This window comes from Flavobacterium sp., from assembly GCF_034111225.1.
In the GTDB taxonomy this organism is placed as follows: Bacteria; Bacteroidota; Bacteroidia; order Flavobacteriales; family Flavobacteriaceae; genus Flavobacterium.
Map to the genome: position 1 here is coordinate 156,668 of NZ_JAWUXR010000006.1, position 15,398 is coordinate 172,065.

Genomic DNA, 15,398 nt, shown 5'->3' on the forward strand with positions numbered 1-15,398 from the left:
TGCAGTAAATTATTTAAAAATCAATTACAACAAAAGTTTTGGAGGGTCCCAAATAGAATTTAGGTAGTTCGAATTAAAAAAAATTTCATAAAAAGAAGTTTCTTTTTTCAATTCAAAATCAAAAAGTTCAAAATTTAAATCACTACTATATTCATTTATAAATTGTAATGGGCTAAAATTTAGACTCATTACAAACTTACCGTTCTCACACTTCTTTTGTTCAGAATTATTGCATTTTTGCTCACAATTATTTCCAAACTGAAGTTTTACAGCACGAACAGAAGGCAATGCAGTTAAAGCAATTAAATATAAAAGTAATATATATGTAAAATTTTTCACAATCCAAAAATAGTAAAACAAATGAAAATATATGTAACAAAAGTTACAGAGTTCTAAAACTGAAAATAAATAAAAGGCTGTGGTCCAGACGAAGCAGTTGCGTAAACTACCCAGAAAACTAACCCCAAAAGAAGTGCTTTAATATAAATAGGTATTACGTTAAAAAAATCTTCTAATTTATTAATTCCTTTCTCAGGTATAAAATGCCATACAAATCCGAAAAGCATTAAGAAAACCACATTTTTATAGCCTAATAAAATAGTTTGCCATTCATTTACATTGAAAGTTAATGAAGCAATATTATCTACAATTTGAAAAGCAGTTTGAAAATCTTTAGCTCTAAAAAACAACCAGCAAAAAATGACGAAATGAAACGTCAGAATAATTTTTATAGCTTTAACAAAACTCGTTTTTGGTAGTTTAATTCTAGAATCTAAGAAACGTTCTACTGCAAGTGCAGTTCCATGTAAAACTCCCCAAAACACAAATTTCCAATTCGCTCCATGCCATAAACCTCCAAGAAGCATAGTCATGAAAAGATTAAAATAAGTACGGAATTTTCCTTTCCTGTTTCCGCCTAAAGAAATGTACAAATAATCTCTTAACCAAGACGATAACGAAATATGCCATCTTCTCCAAAACTCAGTTATTGAGCTAGACTTATAAGGTGTTCTAAAGTTAGGCGGTAAAGTAAAACCCATTAACAACGCTAAACCTATTGCCATATCTGAATAACCAGAAAAATCACAATAAATTTGAAGTGTATATCCATAAGAAGCTAATAAATTTTCAAAAGCAGAATAACTGTTTGGCGCATCAAAAACTCGATCAACGAAATTCAAAGAAATATAATCGGAGATTACTGCTTTTTTAAGTAAACCTCCAATAATTAAAAATAAGGCTTTATTAAAATCTTCTTTAGTAATTTTTAATTTCTCATAAATTTGAGGAATAAAATCACTCGCTCTAACAATTGGCCCAGCAACTAATTGAGGAAAGAAAGAAACGAAGAATAAAAAATCAACAAAACTTTTGGTTGGTTCAAGTTCTCTTCGGTAAACATCTATAGTATAACTTAAGGTTTGGAAAGTATAAAACGAAATTCCAACAGGCAAGATAATATCTGTAAAAGCAGCATTCCCACTAAAAAGAGTATTGAAGTTGTCTATAAAAAAATTGGTGTATTTAAAATAAACTAAAAGCCCTAGATTGGTAAACAAACTTAATAACAAATAGAATTTCCTGTATGTTTTATTAGTTTCTTCAAAAATAAATTTAGATAAAGAATAGTCTAAAACAGATGAAAAAATAAGCAACCAAAAATAAATTCCGCTGCATTTATAATAGAAAAACAATGAAAAAAGCACTACATAAGTAATTCTAAAATAATGCGTTTTTCTTGATAGAATATAAATGAAATAAAAAATTAGAAAGAATCCTAAAAACAACGCACTATTAAATAACAAAGGTTGTTTTGGGTTATAAAGAAACCAATTTTGAATTAAATCTAATGATAGATTGCCAAAAACATTTTGGAACACATCTTGTATTTGAAATAATGCTAACAAACTATTCTATCAATTTATAATTGTTGTACGTTTCCATCAAAGCTTTAAAAAACAACTCGCCTTGTAACTCATATCCTTGTTTTGAATAATGCACTTTATCTTTAGACATAAGTCCTTTATTCGCATTTGAATTCACGCTGTAAAGTCCGCCCATATTTTTGTACATATCCCAAACAGCATAATTATTTTTCTCAGCAAATTCTAAAATAGCTTTCGCATAACTCGCTACAAAAGTATTTGGGTATTTTCTTTGAAAAAGTGATGGTGGCGGAGTTGTAAGTAAAATTTCAACTGAAGGGTTTTGTTTCTTGATTGAAAGAAGCATTTCTTCAAGTTGCGTATAAAAAATAATCGTTTCTTGTTTGTCAAAACTTTCATTTGTACCCAATGAAATCACAACCAAATCGGCTTCAATAGTTTGTAATTGCTGAAAAAATAAAGGGTATTTTAAATAATCTGAACATTTTGCTCCATTAACACCAATTGCACTGTAAACTATTCCTGAATTCTTATTTTCTAATACTAATCCGTTTAGAGAAAAGTCCTTCGTTTTATCATTTGAAGTAATGTAAATCTTATCTAAACTTTCTTCTGAATAATAGTTATATGAATGTTTATCTTCGGAAATATTCAATGGAATAAATTCCGATTTAGTAATTTTTACCGGTTCATTTTCATCAGTAGGAATTCGTAAAGTTTTCCCAGCCTGAATATTATTGGAACGCAAATTATTTGCTTTTTTAATTTCGGAAACTGAACAATTGTATTTATCAGCAATAATTGAAAGCGCTTCACCACTTTTAATTTTATGGTAAATCACTTTTGGCTTTGAAGACACCATTACAATGTTTTTAGAAGTTTTTGCCAAATTAAAATTACCTTTTATTGGCGCAACAATTTTAATTGAATTAAAAGCATAAGACCTATCTCTAACGTTCAATTCAACAACAAAGTCATTTTCGTCAGAATATAATGCAATTCCGCTAAGACCAACTGGTTTTCCTTCGTTTGGCTTTACATTTCTTTGATTTAAAAAAGAAATTGAACTTGAATATTTTATATAATGACTACCATTTGTACTTGCTAAATTATAAGGAAAAGTAAAGCCTAAACCTGCATTTCCAAATTTATTTTGTAAAAGTGAACGCATTTTACCCGAAAACAAATCGGCTTGAATATGTGAATCGCCAATATGAACAATTCTTACTTTATTTTTCTTTGTTATTTCAATAGAATCTAACTTCTGTAAAAACCTTTTAATGGCTTTTGCATTGTGAATTTCGTTTTTAAACTCAACCACAGAAATAGTATCTATACTTACCGAATCTATTTCAATTTTAGTTGTATCAGAAAGGGTTTGACCCAAAATAAATTGTCCAAAAGCCAAACAAAAAAATAAAATACTATTCTTCATAAACTACACTATCATTAACTGCTTTAGCACTATCTTTTTTGATGATTTTCTTTAATGGTTTCTTTACAGGTCTTATTTTTTTATACTTTTCAAAACCATCATTAATCTGATTAAAAATCATATTTGCAACATCTTTTGCACCTCTAAAATTAAAATGCGTATAATCTTTATTTGCTCTTGCAGGTTCTTCATCAACCCATGAAACCATTGAACCATCGCCCCCCATTAAAGTATATAAATTCACAAATGCCGATTCTGATTTTATTGCATATTTCTTTTGAGCCAACATTAATGGAACCACTGCAGAATCAGTTTTCATATCCATTTCGTACTTGGTTGACTTATCAGCTGTTGAAATAACTAAAATTGAAACTCCAGGAAAACATTCTTTCAAATGAGCTACGACTTTATTCATTCGTTTTTCATACCAAGAATAATTATAAGAACCATAATTTAGAACGTTTGTTCCATAATGCAATACAATTAAATCATAATGTAATTGTTCTTGAAACTGCTTCATTAAATCAACATCAAACATTGATAACGGTAAGCCCGAATTTCCTCTGCTCGAAAAATTATCTACATGTATACCTTTACCATTATCAAAATTAAAGCCATAAAGAGGAATACTGTCAGCTTCAGTGAAATTAACCCTCATCGATTTTTGTCCGTTTGACGAAAGCGATAAAGTATTTAACTTGTTAATAGGTTTTAATTTTTTATAAATTGTATCAACTCCAACAACTTGATAAATTTTACCGTTTTTATTCTTTGACTTACCAAAAAATAAAGTTGGGTTTCCTAATTCTGAAGCGAAACGTGTTTTTGTAGCTCTAAATTTCACCCAAGGATCACGCAATGTATCATTAGCAAAAAACAAATATCCATTTACACCAAATGGACTCACTGGATGTTTTGTTTTTAAATAAGAATAGGCTTTCCAATTTGATGAAAATTCATGTGTAATTGAATTACGAGAAGAAGCAGATTCTGAAGTGATGTTTACAAAACCAACACCTTCGCCACCAAATTTTTCTTGTAAATAGGTTCTAAAATCTTTTACAATCATATCGCCATCAGTCATTGAATCTCCAAAATAGGCAATTCGCACTTTCTTTGTTGGATTTTTTTCGAGTTGGAAAAGCTTTTCGAAAAAAGAAACTAAATATTGATTTCCTTTATAAATCTTAAAGGTTTCAGATGGAAATTTAACTCCTTCAAAAGATACAAAATCTATTTTTTTATTTCCTAAAGTATCTTTAATATCTTCTTTTTCAGCATTGGCAACAGCTTCTAAAAGCAAACTGTCAATTACTACATTTTCGGTTAATGAACTTCCTTCATCAAAAATTCTTTTAGGCAAAAACGTTTTGAACACCAAAAATGATGCAGTTGCCAAAAGCATTGCAAAAAAGGTCTTGAAAAAATAAGATTTTGATTGTTTCACTTTTATCTAGCAAAAATTACATTCTTTCAGGAACATCAATTCCTAATAGTTGAAAAGAAGATTGAATAACCTCAGCTACTTTATTTGCTAATTGTACTCTAAAGATTTTTAAAGCTTCGTCACTTTCTCCTAAAATAGAAACGTTTTGGTAAAATGAATTGAATTCTTTTACCAAATCATAGGTGTAATTTGCAACCAAAGCTGGACTATGATTATGTGCTGCACTTTGAATTGTTTCTGGATAAAGTTGAATTTGTTTGATTAACTCTTTCTCTTTTTCATGCAAATCAATAGTATTCGCAGATACGACCGATTTATAATCGAAAGTTGCTTTCCTTAAAATAGATTGAATACGAGCATACGTATATTGGATAAATGGACCTGTATTTCCAGCAAAATCAACCGATTCTTCTGGATTAAACATCATTTGTTTTTTAGGATCTACCTTTAACATATAATACTTCAATGCTCCTAAACCAATAGTTTTATATAAAACCGCTTTTTCTTCTTCTGAATAACCTTCTAACTTCCCTAATTCTTCCGAAATAGATTGTGCTGTTTCTGTCATTTCAGCCATTAAGTCATCTGCATCTACTACGGTTCCTTCACGAGATTTCATTTTTCCCGAAGGTAATTCCACCATTCCGTAACTTAAATGATAAAGACTATCTGCCCATTCAAATCCTAATTTCTTTAAGATTAAGAATAACACTTTAAAGTGATAATCTTGTTCGTTACCAACAGTATAAACCATACCTCCAATATCTGGATTGTCTTTTACACGTTGAATTGCTGTTCCAATATCTTGTGTCATGTAAACTGCAGTTCCGTCTGAACGAAGTACAATTTTACGGTCTAAACCATCAGCGGTTAAATCTATCCAAACTGAACCATCTGCATCTTTTTCGAAAATTCCTTTTTCTAATCCAAATTGCACTACTTCCTTACCTAATAAATAAGTGTTGCTTTCGTAATAATAAGAATCGAAATTTACTCCAACTGATTTATAAGTTGCTTCAAAGCCATCGTAAACCCATTGGTTCATAGTTTTCCAAAGCGATATAACTTCAGCATCGCCAGCTTCCCATTTAAGCAACATTTCTTGAGCTTCAAGAATAGAAGGTGCTAGTTTTTTAGCTTCTTCTTCCGTTTTACCTTGACTCATTAATTCGGTAATTTCTTTTTTGTAATTTTTATCAAATTCTACATAGAAATTACCAACTAATTTATCTCCTTTTAATCCAGTTGACTCAGGAGTTTGTCCGTTTCCAAATTTTTGCCAAGCCAACATTGACTTACAAATATGAATTCCACGGTCATTTATGATTTGAGTTTTGTATGCTTTTTTACCTGAAGCTTTAATGATTTCAGCAACAGAATACCCTAATAGAATATTACGAACGTGGCCTAAATGCAAAGGTTTGTTAGTATTAGGTGAAGAATATTCAACCATAATAGCTTTTCCCCCTTCATTTGGAGTTACAAATCCAAATTTTTCTTCATTCTTAATTGAATTGAAAAAATCTACATAAAAAGCATTGGTAATTACAATATTTAAAAACCCGCCTACAACATTAAAACCTCCAACTTCATTAGCGTTTTCTACTAAATAAGTCCCGATTTTAGTCCCAATTTCTACTGGATTTCCTTTTAATTGTTTTACCAATGGAAAAACAACCATAGTAACATCGCCTTCAAAATCTTTCCTAGTTGCTTGAAATTCTACTTTATCTATTGATAAATCGAACAAACTTTGAACTGCTTTTTGAATGTGAATTGTTAATGTTTCTTGTAAAGTCATTTTCCTATTGTTTTTAAAGGTGCAAATATAATAAGAAGTTAGAAGTAAAAAGTCAGAAGTTAGAAGTTTTTTAGAACCAAAAAAGCGATTCAATTGAATCGCTTTTTTGTACTTGTATTCTTTTATACCTATTTTTACAAAACTACCAACGAATAATAACACTTCCCCAAGTAAATCCACTTCCAAAAGCTGCTAGAACAACCAAATCTCCTTCTTTGATTTTACCTTTTTCCCAAGCTTCAGTTAAAGCAATTGGAATAGATGCTGCAGTTGTATTTCCGTATTTTTGTATATTATTATACACCTGATCGTCAGATAGTTTGAATTTCGATTGGATAAACTGAGAAATTCTTAAATTAGCTTGATGTGGAACTAACATATTAATATCGGAAACTTCTAAATTATTAGCTTGTAAGCCTTCGTTAATTACTTCACTAAAACGTACAACTGCATTTTTAAACACAAATTGTCCGTTCATATAAGGATAGTAGCTTTCGTCATTTGGATCATTATCTGCAATTATGTCGGTCACCCAACGTTTTCCCATTCCTGGGGCTATTAAAGCTAATTCTTCGGCGTGTTGTCCTTCAGAATGCAAATGAGTTGACAAAATACCTTTAGACAAATCTTCTTCTCGTGAAAGAACAGCTGCTCCTGCTCCATCTCCAAAAATAACAGATACACCACGACCTTTATCAGACATATCCAAACCTGTTGAATGTACTTCAGAACCTATAACTAAGATGTTTTTATACATTCCGGTTTTAATATATTGATCGGCTACTGAAATAGCATAAACAAATCCTGAACATTGGTTACGAACATCTAAAGCTCCAACGGTTCTAAGGCCTAAATCACGTTGTACTAAAACTCCTGGTCCTGGAAAATAATAATCGGGACTTAAGGTTGCAAAAACAACAAAGTCGATATCTTCTTTAGCTACGCCTGAACGCTCAATTGCAATTTCGGCAGCTTTAACGCCCATTGAAGTAGTGGTGTCTTCTCCTCTTATAATATGTCTTCTTTCTTGAATACCTGTGCGTTCTTGTATCCATTCATCATTAGTATCCATTAACTTTGACAAATCGTCATTGGTTACCTTATTCTCTGGCACATAAAAACCTAATCCTGCTATTTTTGAATGATACATAGTTTAAAATTTACTGAAAAATTGAATTACAAAATTACGAAATTAAAAGTATTCCTAAATTCATTAAAAGACCTTAATCTTTTAATTTCAAAAATACCTGCTCACCCCGAGCCAATTTATTGACGTTTTCAAAAAACAAAATACCTTCATCGTATTTAGCTTCAATAAGATAATTTCTACCTTTATAATAACTATTAAGCACTTCTATTCTTAGCTTAGATTGTTCTGTAATTTCTAATTCGAAAGGGTAAATTAATTGCTTATTGTTTATTAATTCTCCTAAAAATACTGAATCAATTACATTTATGTCTCCAAATAGTTTAGCAACATCAACATTATCTTTTGAATTAAACAATGTATCTGGTGTTTCTTCTGCAATTACCTTTCCGTTTTTTAAAACGATTATTTTATCTGAAAAAGACAATGCATCATCCATGTCATGAGTAGCTACAATACAAGTGACTCCTTTTTCTTTAGCATAATTAAAAACACTTCTTCTTAAATTATTCTTTCTTGAATTATCAATATGACTAAAAGGTTCGTCAAACAGTAATATTTCTGGCTCCAAAGCCAAAACTCGCGCAATAGCAACTCTTTGCATTTGGCCGCCACTTAAATATTTAACTTTCACATCTGAAAATGCCGTCATTTCAACTAATTGCAACAACTCTTTAATTCGCTCTTGTTTATTTTCGGGATAAAAATTAGATAAAAACTTACCTATATTTTCAGAAACAGTTATATATGGCATTAGATCAAAGTCCTGAGCTAAATACTTCATAAAAGACATTCCGGGAACTAAATTAAATTTAGGGCCTAAAACTACTGTTTCATTCCAAAAAATTTCACCTTCATTTAAATCTTCAAGTCCGTAAATCACTTTTAACAATGTGCTTTTTCCACTTCCGCTCTCTCCTAAAATGGAAACATGCTGACCTTTTTTAATCGAAAAAGTAACTTTACAAAGAGTTTTATCGCATTTATATGAAAAAGAGACATTAGAAACTAAGAGCATTTTTTTGATAATTTTATTCAAAAGTATAAAGAAAACAAATACCATTTAAGAGAAAAACTATGAAAAAAATTATTTTCATATTCTTTATATTAATTATATATTGCACAACCCTAAATATTAACCAACTAATAATGAAAAAAAATTTATTAACTTTTGCTACTGCATTAGTATTACTTACCTTGCCTAACCTTACTAATGCTCAATTTGGAGTTGAATTAAACTACGGAATGAATGGGTCATATGATCCAAGTTATAATGGCTTCACTCATTTTGGAGCTGGTGTAAATTATAACTTTGATGACACATTTGGCGCAAAAATAGATTTTGCATCTGATAAATTTTCTATTGAAAATGAATTTGGAGACAAAACTGGAGCTGCCAACACTAGAATATCTTTACAAGGTATAGTAAATGTTTCTAATATAATTGATTCAAGATCATTCTATAATGATTTTCAAATTTTAGCACATGGTGGAGCTGGTCTTTCAATTTTAAAATCAGACATCCCAACTTTAGACAAAACTGACCATATTTTAAATATAATTGTAGGTATTAATCCTCAATACAAAGTTGCTGAAGGTTTCTTTCTAGGAATAGACGCTTCATTTATTGCAAATATTTCTCAACATTATAATTTTGATGGTACTTCGACATACGTAGGTGATGCAAATTCAATTACTGGTTTAATGTATAATTTATCTGCAACCCTTTCTTACAAGTTTGGAACTTATTAAATTTTAAACCAACTAGTTATAAAAAAAAAGAGTTCCTAAATTAGGAACTCTTTTTTTATGAAATAAATTGAAGTTATTGTTTTTTTGCGTCTTCAATCATTTTTTCATTTGCTACAATTGCAAATTCAACTCTTCTATTTTTTGCTCTACCAGCATCTGTCTCATTATCTCCAATTGGGTCAACCTCTCCCATTCCAACTGAAACAAACCTTCCTGAAACCAATCCTTTACTAGATAAATAGTTTTTAACTGCAGCTGCACGTTCTTTTGAAAGATTTAAATTAAAATCATCTGAACCTTTACTGTCAGTATAACCATATATTTTAATATCAGTTTCTGCATAGCTTTTAAAAACCGGAACTAACTTATCTAAATTTTGTTTTGCTTTTGCTGTTAAAGTAGATTTGCCAAATTCAAAGTTTACCGAATTTTCTCCTAAAACTAAATGAATTCCTTCACCTACTCTTTCTACTTCAGCTCCTGGCAAAGCTTCCTCAATTTCTCTAGCTTGCTTGTCCATTTTATTTCCGATTACACCACCTGCAACACCACCAACTACACCACCAATTACAGCTCCAAGTGCACCGTTACCTCCTTTACCAGCATTATTACCAATAACTCCTCCAGCAACTGCACCTACTAAACCACCTATTACAGCTCCTTTTTGAGTATTATTAGCATTTTTTACAGCTGTACAACTCATTATCAACATTGACAAACTTAAAGCGAAGATTTTTATTCTATTTTTCATATTTTGAAATTTTAATTGATTCTTTGAAATTGATAAACTACATCAGTAATTTTTCCGCCAACATTAATTTTATCTATTAATTGAAAAGAGTTTTCAGAAGCATTACTAACTTTAATAATGTATCCTTCTTTTACTTTTTTAGATTTTAATCCTTCATCTAAAAACTTAAGGACCATGTTACCTTCCTGGTTTATATACCAAGTTATTGGAGTAGCATATGCACTACAACCGCTTTTTTTAAGCTCCATACTTCCCTTATTGTTATTAGAAACAAAACTCCATTCACTTCCAACAAAACATTTAGAATCTTCAACATCAAAAGATTTTACCTTAATATAATCAGATCCTGGATAAGTTACTGAAGAAATACTCCAATTCCCTTTTATAACTCGCTCTGTTTTATTATCAACATTTGTGTTGGTAACAGATTTTGATTTACATCCAAATAAGAAAATGGAAAACACTATTATTAAAATATTTTTTTTCATAATTAAAGTTTTACTAGATTGTTTATACAAAAGTAGATTAGAATTTAGAATATTTCTTATAAAATTATATTTTATTTTAACATAATTCACACATCAGTCAATTTGTCAGATAAAATACAATTGGTACTTCTTTTGAACTACTATTTCTTATAAAATGTTTAACTAAAAAAAATAAAAATATGTCTTCAGGAAAAATTAATGTTTCAGTAGAAAACATCTTTCCCTTAATAAAGAAATTCTTATACAGCGACCATGAAATTTTCTTACGTGAGTTAATCTCAAATGGAACTGATGCAACTCTAAAACTAAAGCACTTAACAAGTATTGGCGAAGCAAATGTAGAATATGGTGACCCTAAAATTGAAGTAAAGATTGATAAAGAAGGTAAAAAAATTCATATTATTGATCAAGGTTTAGGAATGTCTGCTGAAGAAGTAGAAAAGTATATTAATCAAATTGCTTTTTCTGGAGCTGAAGAATTTTTAGATAAGTATAAAGACTCTGCCAAAGATTCAGGTGTAATTGGTCATTTTGGATTAGGTTTCTATTCTGCATTTATGGTTGCTTCTAAAGTAGAATTGATTACTAAATCTTATAAAGATTTTCCAGCAGCACATTGGACATGTGATGGAAGTCCGGAATTCACATTAGTTCCTCATGACAAAACAGACAGAGGGACAGAAATTATTTTACATATTGCTGAAGATTCATTAGAATTTTTAGAAGAAAGTAAAATTCGTGAGTTGTTAATGAAATACAACAAGTTCATGCCTATTCCAATTAAATTTGGAACTCGTAAAGAAAAAATTGAACAGAAGAAAGGTGAATTTGTTGAAAGCGAAAACAAAGATGAAATTTTTACAGAAGTTGAAACAGACAACATAATCAATAACCCAAATCCGGCTTGGACTAAACAACCAGCTGATTTATCTGAAGAAGATTATAAAAATTTCTATCATGAATTGTATCCAGCGCAGTTTGAAGAACCTTTATTCAACATTCATTTAAATGTAGACTATCCTTTTAACTTAACCGGAATTTTATATTTCCCAAAGTTAGCTGCAGATATTCAAATGCAGAAGGATAAAATTCAATTGTATCAAAACCAAGTTTACGTTACTGATAATGTAGAAGGAATTGTGCCTGAATTTTTAACAATGCTTAAAGGTGTTATTGATTCTCCAGACATTCCATTAAACGTTTCGCGTTCTGGTTTACAAGCAGATAGTAATGTAAAGAAAATCTCTAACTACATTACACGTAAAGTTGCAGACAAACTGAAAGCTTTGTTTACTGAAAATCGTGAAGATTTCGAAAAGAAATGGAATGACATCAAAATTGTATTGGAATATGGAATGCTTTCTGAACCAAAATTTTATGAAAAAGCAGGAGCATTTACATTATATCCAACTACTGATGGTAAATACTTTACTTTAGAAGAGTTAAAAGAAACTACCAAAGATACTCAAACAGATAAAGACGGAAAGTTAGTTGTCTTATATGCATCTAGCAAAGAAGCACAACACAGTTATATTGACATTGCGACCGAAAAAGGCTATAAAGTAATATTATTAGATTCGCCAATTATTTCGCATTTAATTCAAAAATTAGAAGCAGATAATGAGAACTTAACTTTTGCTCGTGTAGATGCTGAGCATATTGATAAGTTAATTCAGAAAGAAGAAAGTCAAATTTCTAAATTGTCTGAAGAAGAAACAACATCTTTAAAAAACATTTTAGAAACTCTTGTGCCAAAAGAGAAGTATTCTGTACAAATGGAAGCTATGGACAGTAAAGCTGCTCCGTTTATGATTACTCAACCAGAATTCATGCGAAGAATGAAAGAAATGAGTCAGTCTGGTGGCGGTGGCGGAATGTTTGGAATGGGAAACATGCCAGAAATGTACAATTTGGTAGTGAATACAAATTCTGAACTAGCAACTTCAATTTTAAGCGCTGAAGCAGATGACGCAAAAGCAAGTTTGGTAAAACAAGCCTTAGATTTAGCAAAACTATCTCAAGGTTTATTAAAAGGAGGAGAATTGACTTCTTTTGTAAAACGTAGTTTTGAAACGTTGAAGTAAGAATTTTAATTTATATTTTTTCTAAACCTGCAAATGAAAATTTGCAGGTTTTTTATTTTATTTAAAAAAAATATTCAGATTTGATTTTGTAAATTCGGAAAAAGACAATAAATTCATTCATGAACTTACAAACAAGTATATCAAACGATTTAATCACCATTAAACCTGTTCAAGAAAATGATTTTGAAGCTTTGTTTTCAGTAGCTTCTGACGAATTACTTTGGGAACAACACCCAAATAACGACAGGTATAAAAGAGAAGTTTTTCAAGTTTTTTTTGACAATGCGATCAAATCTAAAGGTGCTTTTGTAATTATTGACAATACAACAAATAAAGTAATTGGTTCTTCACGTTATTATGAATTTAATAAAGAAGAAAGCAGTATTATAATTGGTTATACTTTTATTTCAAGAGATTTTTGGGGTACGAAATATAACGGTTCTTTAAAAGAGTTAATGATTAATTATGCATTTCAATTTGTGAATAAAATACATTTTCATGTTGGAGACACAAATTACCGCTCTCAAAAAGCGGTTGAAAAACTAGGCGCAATAAAAATTGGAGAACTTCCAGACGACACTTCACCTAAAACAAATTGGCTTTATGAATTAAAAAAATAATGGCACCTTTATTGCACTAAACAACAAAATGTTAAAAAAATTAACTTTTTTTTTAAACCTTTTTAACTTTTATGCATCTAATAAACATAACACTAAAAACTATTGACTATGAAAAATTTAAGGAATTATGCATTTAGTGGATTAGCAATCCTAAGTCTTTTATTCACATCATGTAATAAAGAAGAAGATATTAAAGTAGATCAAGAATTACTTGCAGCAAATGCTCAAATTGATTTTGGAAATGAATTAGACTTTAATGCTGGGGTTGATGTTGCTAATGAAAACTCTAGTTATTCAAGTAGAAATAACAGCACTTTTGAATCTTTGTCTCCAACATGTGCAACCGTAACAGTTGACAATAACACTCCTGGAGTTTTCCCAAAAGTTTTTACGGTAGATTTTGGAACAGGATGTCTGCATAATGGAATTCTTCGTTCAGGAATAATTACCGTTACCTTTTCTAATTATTTTATTGAATATGGAAGCACAATGACCATTACTCGTTCAAACAATTATTATGTAAACGGAAGAAAACTTGAAGGAACAATCGTTTATGAAAATATTACCACAAATACTTCTATCCCAAAATGGAATAGAACAGTAACTAATGGAAAATTAACTACATTAACTGGAGCAATATATACTTTCTTCGGAACTAGAACTGTTCAACAAACAGAAGGAGTAGGAACTTTAACACTTGGCGACAATACTTATGAAGTGCTTTCTGGTAATCATACTGTAACAAAACCAAGTGGGAACACTTTAACAGTAACAGTGGTTCAAACATTAATAAAGAAATATTCTTGTAATTATATTTCGCAAGGTCAATTGAATTTGCAAGGCTCTTTCTTAGACGGAATTTTAGATTATGGCGACAATACTTGTGACAACCAAGCTACATATACGCATTCAGATGGAACTGTTTATAATATAAATTTATAGTTATAACGCCTATGAGAACTAGAGCAAGAAGAAGGTAAAAAAAGCCGTTGTATATTATACAACGGCTTTTTTTATTTAACTATTTACAATCACCATCATGTATAAAGGCATTCCGATAGTAATATTTACTGGGAATGTAACTGCTAATGCCATAGGTATAAAAATTCCTGGATTTGCTTTTGGAACCGCCATTTTCATTGCAGCTGGAACCGCTATATAAGAAGCACTTGCTGCTAAAATAGAAAGTATAAAACGATCTCCAATAGAGTCAGTTACAAAAGAACTTAAGTAAGCAAAAACAACTCCATTAATCAAAGGAACAATTATTGCAAACATTGTTGTAAAAGCTCCATTTTTTAAAAAATCTTTTAGTTTTTTCCCGCATACAATCCCCATATCTAAAAGAAAAATGGCTAAAAACCCTTTGAATAAATCAGTTGTAAATGGTTTAATTCCCATTGCTTGTTCATCACTTGCTAAAAAACCAATTACTAAACTTCCTAAAATCAATAACACACTTCCATTTGTAAAGGAATGTTTTACAATTGAACCTAAAGATTGGCTTTCGTTTGTTGCGCTTTTCTTTCCATAAATTCGAATTAAAATAACACCTACAACAATTGCTGGAGCTTCCATTAAAGCCATCACAGCGACCATATGTCCATTAAAGGCTATGTTTTGTAACTCTAGAAAAGAAATTGCAGTAACAAACGTCACTGCGCTTACAGAACCATATGCCGCAGCAATAGCTCCAGAGTTAGAAATAGACAATTTCTTCTTTAGAATAAAAAATACATAAATAGGAATACTAAGAGCTGCAATTATACCAAAGACAACACTCCATATTATTTCCATTGAAAAACTACTATGTGCTAACTCCTGACCTCCTTTAAACCCAATTGAAAACAATAAGTAAAGAGAAATAAATTTTGAAGAGTTTTCCGGTATTGCTAAATCGCTTTTTAAACGAACTGCTAGAATTCCTAACAAGAAAAACAATAAAGCCGGATTCGTTAAATTTTCTAGTAATAAATTTACATTCATT

The 15,398-nt window shown here is 30.3% G+C and carries 14 protein-coding genes; 4 read left to right on the forward strand and 10 right to left on the reverse strand.

Translation table 11 applies throughout. The features are described from left to right. Positions 1–24 precede the first annotated feature (24 nt). The 7 genes from UXY25_RS02740 to UXY25_RS02770 form a co-directional block, all read right to left on the reverse strand. Positions 25–339, reverse strand: a complete 315-nt coding sequence (locus tag UXY25_RS02740; protein ID WP_320814468.1) for a hypothetical protein — start codon at positions 337–339, stop codon at positions 25–27. A gap of 53 nt (positions 340–392) precedes the next feature. After that, a complete protein-coding gene (locus tag UXY25_RS02745) occupies positions 393–1,907 on the reverse strand; it encodes an MBOAT family O-acyltransferase (RefSeq protein WP_320814469.1) in 1,515 nt (504 codons plus the stop codon). A 1-nt stretch (position 1,908) separates the two neighbouring features. Further along, positions 1,909–3,321 carry a GDSL-type esterase/lipase family protein gene (locus tag UXY25_RS02750; RefSeq protein WP_320814470.1) on the reverse strand — a complete coding sequence of 471 codons (1,413 nt, stop codon included), beginning with the start codon at positions 3,319–3,321 and terminating at the stop codon, positions 1,909–1,911. Next, the gene (locus UXY25_RS02755; protein WP_414601361.1) at positions 3,311–4,726 is read right to left on the reverse strand and encodes a hypothetical protein; all 1,416 of its coding nucleotides are present in this window, start codon (positions 4,724–4,726) and stop codon (positions 3,311–3,313) included. The genes UXY25_RS02750 and UXY25_RS02755 overlap by 11 nt, the downstream gene beginning before the upstream one ends. Positions 4,727–4,784: 58 nt before the next feature. Further along, positions 4,785–6,569: an arginine--tRNA ligase gene (gene argS / locus UXY25_RS02760; protein WP_320814472.1), complete on the reverse strand. Its 1,785-nt coding sequence runs from the start codon at positions 6,567–6,569 to the stop codon at positions 4,785–4,787. Positions 6,570–6,711: 142 nt separating this feature from the next. After that, the gene (locus UXY25_RS02765) at positions 6,712–7,719 is read right to left on the reverse strand and encodes a beta-ketoacyl-ACP synthase III (protein ID WP_320814473.1); all 1,008 of its coding nucleotides are present in this window, start codon (positions 7,717–7,719) and stop codon (positions 6,712–6,714) included. A gap of 73 nt (positions 7,720–7,792) precedes the next feature. Beyond that, the gene (locus UXY25_RS02770; RefSeq protein WP_320814474.1) at positions 7,793–8,734 is read right to left on the reverse strand and encodes an ABC transporter ATP-binding protein; all 942 of its coding nucleotides are present in this window, start codon (positions 8,732–8,734) and stop codon (positions 7,793–7,795) included. A 131-nt stretch (positions 8,735–8,865) separates the two neighbouring features. On the opposite strand from UXY25_RS02770, the gene UXY25_RS02775 reads away from it, so the two are divergent. Beyond that, positions 8,866–9,468 carry a hypothetical protein gene (locus UXY25_RS02775; RefSeq protein WP_320814475.1) on the forward strand — a complete coding sequence of 201 codons (603 nt, stop codon included), beginning with the start codon at positions 8,866–8,868 and terminating at the stop codon, positions 9,466–9,468. Between the two features lie 73 nt (positions 9,469–9,541). Here the strand turns inward: UXY25_RS02775 and UXY25_RS02780 are convergent, their stop codons facing one another. Together UXY25_RS02780 and UXY25_RS02785 are read right to left on the reverse strand one after the other, a co-directional pair. Beyond that, the gene (locus UXY25_RS02780) at positions 9,542–10,219 is read right to left on the reverse strand and encodes an OmpA family protein (RefSeq protein WP_320814476.1); all 678 of its coding nucleotides are present in this window, start codon (positions 10,217–10,219) and stop codon (positions 9,542–9,544) included. A gap of 11 nt (positions 10,220–10,230) precedes the next feature. Beyond that, positions 10,231–10,707, reverse strand: coding sequence for a lipocalin family protein (locus UXY25_RS02785; protein ID WP_320814477.1), 477 nt, complete (start codon positions 10,705–10,707; stop codon positions 10,231–10,233). A 179-nt stretch (positions 10,708–10,886) separates the two neighbouring features. Between UXY25_RS02785 and htpG the strand changes: the two genes are divergently transcribed. From htpG to UXY25_RS02800, 3 genes are all read left to right on the forward strand, one after another. After that, positions 10,887–12,791 carry a molecular chaperone HtpG gene (htpG, locus tag UXY25_RS02790; RefSeq protein ID WP_320814478.1) on the forward strand — a complete coding sequence of 635 codons (1,905 nt, stop codon included), beginning with the start codon at positions 10,887–10,889 and terminating at the stop codon, positions 12,789–12,791. A gap of 119 nt (positions 12,792–12,910) precedes the next feature. Next, complete coding sequence (locus UXY25_RS02795; RefSeq protein ID WP_320814479.1) at positions 12,911–13,411, forward strand: GNAT family N-acetyltransferase; 501 nt, start codon at positions 12,911–12,913, stop codon at positions 13,409–13,411. 108 nt (positions 13,412–13,519) lie between these two features. Next, positions 13,520–14,353: a hypothetical protein gene (locus tag UXY25_RS02800; protein WP_320814480.1), complete on the forward strand. Its 834-nt coding sequence runs from the start codon at positions 13,520–13,522 to the stop codon at positions 14,351–14,353. Positions 14,354–14,428: 75 nt separating this feature from the next. On the opposite strand, the gene UXY25_RS02805 is transcribed toward UXY25_RS02800, so the two are convergent. After that, positions 14,429–15,397, reverse strand: coding sequence for a sodium-dependent bicarbonate transport family permease (locus tag UXY25_RS02805; RefSeq protein ID WP_320814481.1), 969 nt, complete (start codon positions 15,395–15,397; stop codon positions 14,429–14,431). Position 15,398 lies beyond the last annotated feature (1 nt).

What these genes read in the sequence shown, in the direction of transcription:
- UXY25_RS02750 (WP_320814470.1), bottom strand. Translation starts at nt 3,321, where the DNA reads ATGAAGAATAGTATTTTATTTTTTTGTTTGGCTTTTGGACAATTTATT.
- UXY25_RS02755 (WP_414601361.1), bottom strand. Translation starts at nt 4,726, where the DNA reads ATGCTTTTGGCAACTGCATCATTTTTGGTGTTCAAAACGTTTTTGCCT.
- argS (WP_320814472.1), bottom strand. Translation starts at nt 6,569, where the DNA reads ATGACTTTACAAGAAACATTAACAATTCACATTCAAAAAGCAGTTCAA.
- UXY25_RS02765 (WP_320814473.1), bottom strand. Translation starts at nt 7,719, where the DNA reads ATGTATCATTCAAAAATAGCAGGATTAGGTTTTTATGTGCCAGAGAAT.
- UXY25_RS02770 (WP_320814474.1), bottom strand. Translation starts at nt 8,734, where the DNA reads ATGCTCTTAGTTTCTAATGTCTCTTTTTCATATAAATGCGATAAAACT.
- UXY25_RS02775 (WP_320814475.1), top strand. Translation starts at nt 8,866, where the DNA reads ATGAAAAAAAATTTATTAACTTTTGCTACTGCATTAGTATTACTTACC.
- UXY25_RS02780 (WP_320814476.1), bottom strand. Translation starts at nt 10,219, where the DNA reads ATGAAAAATAGAATAAAAATCTTCGCTTTAAGTTTGTCAATGTTGATA.
- UXY25_RS02785 (WP_320814477.1), bottom strand. Translation starts at nt 10,707, where the DNA reads ATGAAAAAAAATATTTTAATAATAGTGTTTTCCATTTTCTTATTTGGA.
- htpG (WP_320814478.1), top strand. Translation starts at nt 10,887, where the DNA reads ATGTCTTCAGGAAAAATTAATGTTTCAGTAGAAAACATCTTTCCCTTA.
- UXY25_RS02795 (WP_320814479.1), top strand. Translation starts at nt 12,911, where the DNA reads ATGAACTTACAAACAAGTATATCAAACGATTTAATCACCATTAAACCT.
- UXY25_RS02800 (WP_320814480.1), top strand. Translation starts at nt 13,520, where the DNA reads ATGAAAAATTTAAGGAATTATGCATTTAGTGGATTAGCAATCCTAAGT.
- UXY25_RS02805 (WP_320814481.1), bottom strand. Translation starts at nt 15,397, where the DNA reads ATGAATGTAAATTTATTACTAGAAAATTTAACGAATCCGGCTTTATTG.